The sequence below is a fragment of the Pseudomonas lactucae genome (assembly GCF_016937615.1).
GTDB classification, from domain to species: Bacteria; Pseudomonadota; Gammaproteobacteria; order Pseudomonadales; family Pseudomonadaceae; genus Aquipseudomonas; species Aquipseudomonas lactucae.
Genome location: NZ_JAFHKI010000196.1, coordinates 1 through 4,308, shown reverse-complemented (window position 1 = coordinate 4,308; position 4,308 = coordinate 1). Strand labels below are relative to the sequence as shown.

Annotated in this window: 5 protein-coding genes; 2 read left to right on the top strand and 3 right to left on the bottom strand. The window is 60.6% G+C overall.

The genetic code is table 11. The annotated features are described in order from the left end of the window. Nucleotides 1-19 precede the first annotated feature (19 nt). Nucleotides 20-853 (bottom strand): glutathione-dependent disulfide-bond oxidoreductase, encoded by an 834-nt coding sequence (gene yghU / locus JWR98_RS27450; RefSeq protein ID WP_205491727.1) that lies wholly within the window; start codon nt 851-853, stop codon nt 20-22. 133 nt (nt 854-986) lie between these two features. Between yghU and JWR98_RS27445 the strand changes: the two genes are divergently transcribed. Continuing rightward, nucleotides 987-1,583: a glutathione S-transferase family protein gene (locus JWR98_RS27445; protein ID WP_078732760.1), complete on the top strand. Its 597-nt coding sequence runs from the start codon at nt 987-989 to the stop codon at nt 1,581-1,583. Nucleotides 1,584-1,721: 138 nt separating this feature from the next. Here the strand turns inward: JWR98_RS27445 and JWR98_RS27440 are convergent, their stop codons facing one another. Further along, a complete protein-coding gene (locus JWR98_RS27440) occupies nt 1,722-2,489 on the bottom strand; it encodes an SDR family NAD(P)-dependent oxidoreductase (RefSeq protein ID WP_078732759.1) in 768 nt (255 codons plus the stop codon). A gap of 136 nt (nt 2,490-2,625) precedes the next feature. On the opposite strand from JWR98_RS27440, the gene JWR98_RS27435 reads away from it, so the two are divergent. After that, a complete protein-coding gene (locus JWR98_RS27435) occupies nt 2,626-3,774 on the top strand; it encodes an aldose epimerase family protein (protein ID WP_078732758.1) in 1,149 nt (382 codons plus the stop codon). Nucleotides 3,775-3,828: 54 nt separating this feature from the next. On the opposite strand, the gene JWR98_RS27430 is transcribed toward JWR98_RS27435, so the two are convergent. Further along, nucleotides 3,829-4,308 (bottom strand): ABC transporter permease subunit (locus JWR98_RS27430; RefSeq protein ID WP_425273224.1); only part of this gene is annotated, 480 nt, incomplete at its 5' end.

Genomic DNA, 4,308 nt, shown 5'->3' with positions numbered 1-4,308 from the left:
CACCGCCCCTCCCACACTTTTAGTCCAGGTCGCTCGCGTCGTGCCGCTCGGCCAACTGCTCTGAAAGCTCGCCCGAAACCCGGTTAACCCGCCGCCCCCGCTGCACCGCCGGCCGCGCGTCAATCGCATCCGCCCAGCGCTGCACATGCGTGTACTCATGCACCGATAAAAATTGCGCCGCGCCATACAAACGGCCTTTGACCAAACCACCGTACCAGGGCCAGATGGCGATGTCGGCGATGGTGTATTCGTCACCGCCAATGTACTCGCTCACCGCCAGGCGCTTATCGAGCACGTCCAGCTGGCGCTTGGTTTCCATGGCAAAGCGGTTGATCGGGTACTCCATCTTGCTCGGCGCATACGCGTAGAAATGCCCGAAACCGCCGCCCAGGTAAGGCGCGCTGCCCATCTGCCAGAACAGCCACGACAAACACTCCGCGCGGGCCGCAGGCTCAGTGGGCAAGAACGCGCCGAACTTCTCGGCCAGGTACTGCAGGATCGCGCCGGATTCAAACACCCGGATCGGCGTGGCGCCGCTGTGATCCATCAAGGCGGGGATCTTGGAATTCGGGTTGACCGACACGAAGCCGCTGCCGAACTGGTCGCCGTCGCCGATCTTGATCAGCCAGGCGTCGTACTCCGCGCCGGTGTGGCCCAGGGCGAGCAGTTCTTCCAGGAGGATGGTGACCTTCTGCCCGTTGGGCGTGGCCAGGGAATAGAGTTGCAAGGGATGCTTGCCGATTGGCAGCGCCTTGTCGTGGGTAGCGCCGGCGATAGGCCGGTTGATGCTGGCGAAGGTGCCGCCGCTTTCGGTGTCCCAGGTCCAGACATTCGGGGGTACGTAATCGGTCATGCTCACTGCTCCACTGGCGTTTGCGTTCAACGAATTCGACCTACATCTTACCGATTGCCCGCAAACATTGCGCACGCCGATCGAGTGCCCTTAATCTCTTGAGCCCACCCCGCCAGAAAGCAATGGAGGCTTCATGAAACTGATCGGCATGCTGGACTCGCCCTACGTACGCCGCGTGGCGATTTCCCTGGAGCTGTACGGAATTGATTTTGTGCATGAGCCGCTGTCGGTGTTTCGCACTTTCGATGAATTTGCCCGGATCAACCCGGTGGTCAAGGCCCCTACCTTGGTGCTGGACGACGGCACGGTGTTGATGGATTCGAGCCTGATCCTCGATTACCTGGAAGCGCTGGCGCCGGCCGATAAAAAGCTTTTGCCCCAACCCCTCGCGGCACGCGCCAAGGACATGCAGGTACTGGGGCTGGCCCTGGCAGCCTGCGAGAAGAGCGTGCAGATCGTGTACGAACACAACCTGCGCCCAGCCGAAAAGCTGCATGCACCGTGGCTTGAGCGGGTCAGCGGGCAACTGCTGGCGGCGTATGCGTTGCTGGACAAGCAACTGGCCGACAGTGAAGCACTCACCCAGGCGTCCATCACTGCGGCAGTCGCCTGGTCGTTCAGCCAGTTCACCGTCGCGACCGTGGTCAAGGCGGATGCGTTCCCCAACCTGAAACGCCACGCCGAGCGGCTGGAGCAGCATCCGGCGTTCAAGCGCTACCCGATCGAATAAGCAACATCGTTTTTTAAATGTGGGAGGGCTTGCCCCCGATGAGGCAGGGTCAGCCAATACTTCCTTTGCTGGCCCACCGCTATCGGGGGCAAGCCCCCTCCCACATTGATCTGGGTTGTCTGAACTGACGTGTTCGGCTCAGACCCACCCGCCGTCAACGATGAAGTTCTGCGCCGAACACATCGCCGAGGCATCCGAGGCCAGGAACAACGCCATATTGGCGATATGCTCCGGCATCACGCTGCCGGGCATGCACTGGCTGCGGGCGATGAGTTCCCTGGCCGCGTCATCCACCCACATGGCCAGTTGTTTTTCGGTCATCACCCAGCCCGGCACCAGCGTATTGACGCGGATATGGTGAGGCCCCAGTTCCCGCGCCAGGCCACGGGTCATGCCGTGGGCGGCGGCCTTGCTGGCGGCGTACACCGGGTAGCCGGCCGATGCCATCATCCAGCCGACCGAGCCCAGGTTGATGATCGAACCGCCGCCGGCGCCTTTCATCATTGGTACCACCGCCTTGGCGGCAAAAAACGCGTGTTTGAGGTTAACCGCAATCAGCCGGTCGAACATCTCCGAGTCGACTTCTTCCAAGGTATGGCGCACGTCGTTAGCCGCGTTGTTGACCAGCACCGTGATCGGCCCCAGCGACTGCTCGAACCGCGTGATTGCCGCCCGATAGCCGATCTCGTCGGTGATGTCGCAACACACGAACTCCACCGTATGCCCCTGCGAACTCAACAGTGCCGCCAGGCGCTCGCCCTGGCTTTGCGCGCGGTCCACAAAGGCCACCTTGGCGCCTTGCGCGGCAAAGGCGCGCACCATGAATTCGCCGATACCCGAGGCGCCCCCTGAGATCAGTACGGTCTTGCCTTCAAGGTCGGGATAAACAGCCTGCGCAGTACTCATATAACGGTGCCTCGATCAATTAGTCTTATTTTATTTTACGAAATCGGCGTTTAAGGCTATAAATTCGCTGTCACACCGACAAAATATCGCTATTAGTAGAACTATTCCACTCAAAACAACAAAAGGAAGTTCGACCATGAAGCACCCTCGATACCTGCTCTCGGGCCTTGCCATGTCCATGCTGATCGCCAGCGGCGGCGCCCAGGCGGCAGGGCTCAGCAGCGAGCACAAACCTTTCGGTAAAACCAACGACGGCACGCCCGTCGAACAGTACATCCTGCGCAACAGCCATGGCATGCAAGCCACGGTCATCACCTACGGCGGCGTGCTGCAGTCGCTGAAGGTGCCGGACAAACACGGCAAGGTCGACGACGTGGTGCTCGGCTTCGACGACGTACAGGGCTACCAGGCCGGTACGGCGTTTTTCGGCGCGACCATCGGGCGCTTCGGCAATCGCCTCGCCGGCGGTGCTTTCGAACTCGATGGCAAGCGCTTCCAGGTGCCGCTCAACGACGGTCCCAACGCGTTGCACGGCGGTGCCCAGGGCTTCGACAAGCATGTATGGAAAGCCGAGCCGGTCCAGGGCAAGGACTCGGTTGGGGTCACCCTCACCTACCTGTCCAAGGACGGCGAGATGGGCTTCCCCGGCAACCTGAAAACCGAGGTCACCTACAGCCTCAACGATAAGAACGAACTGCACATCGACTACAAGGCCACCACCGACAAACCCACCGTGCTCAACCTGACCAACCACAGCTACTTCAACCTGGCCGGCGCGGGTAACGGGGACATCCTCAAACAGGTTGCCACCTTGCATGCCAGCCACTACACGCCGGTCAATGCGACGCTGATCCCAACCGGCGAACTCGCCCCAGTCAAGGGCACGCCGATGGATTTCCTCAAACCCACGCCGATCGGCCAGCACATCAAGGACGATCATCCGCAGCTTAAATTCGCCGAACCGAAGCAAGGCGGGTTTGACTTCAACTGGGCGCTGGACACCAAGGGCGACGTCAAGCAACTCGCCGCCCAAGTGCATGACCCCGAGTCGGGCCGGCGCTTGCAGCTCTACACCAGTGAGCCGGGGGTGCAGTTCTATACCAGCAACTTCCTCGACGGTTCGGTAAAGGGTAAGGCAGGCAAGACTTACTTGCACTGGAGTGGGTTTACCCTGGAGACCCAGCACTATCCGGATGCGCCTAACCAACCCAGCTTTGCATCAACTCGCTTGAACCCGGGACAAACCTACACCCAGAACACCGTCTTCAAGTTCAGCACTGATTAAAAACCGTGGGAGGGGCTTGCCCCCTCCCATATTTGCCGCTCATAGGGCTTTGAATCAGCGTTGTTTCATGCGGTCGATGACCACCGCCAGCAGCAGGATCGAACCGCGAATCACGTACTGATAGAACGTGTCGATGTTCTTCAGATTCATCGCGTTCTCGATGATCGCCAGGATCAGCACGCCGGCAATCACGTGCCGGATCATGCCGATACCACCGCTCAGCGACACCCCGCCCAGCACGCACGCCGAAATCACCGTCAGCTCGAAACCCTGCCCAATCATCGGCTGGCCCGAGGTCATGCGCGACGCGAGGATCACCCCGGCCAGTGCGCCGATCAGACCGTGCACGGCAAAAATCAGGATCTTGGTGCGATCAACGTTCACCCCCGCCAGCAACGCCGCTTCCGGGTTGCCGCCGATGGCCATGGTGTTGCGCCCGTAGGTGGTGTAGTTGAGCAACCAGCCGAAAAACAGGAAGCACAGGATCGTGATCAGAATCGGCACCGGCACGCCGAACAACTGGCCATTGCCGAA

Bases quoted from the DNA above. Each gene is read 5' to 3' on its own strand.
- JWR98_RS27440 (WP_078732759.1), bottom strand. From the start codon at position 2,489: ATGAGTACTGCGCAGGCTGTTTATCCCGACCTTGAAGGCAAGACCGTA.
- JWR98_RS27445 (WP_078732760.1), top strand. From the start codon at position 987: ATGAAACTGATCGGCATGCTGGACTCGCCCTACGTACGCCGCGTGGCG.
- yghU (WP_205491727.1), bottom strand. From the start codon at position 853: ATGACCGATTACGTACCCCCGAATGTCTGGACCTGGGACACCGAAAGC.
- JWR98_RS27435 (WP_078732758.1), top strand. From the start codon at position 2,626: ATGAAGCACCCTCGATACCTGCTCTCGGGCCTTGCCATGTCCATGCTG.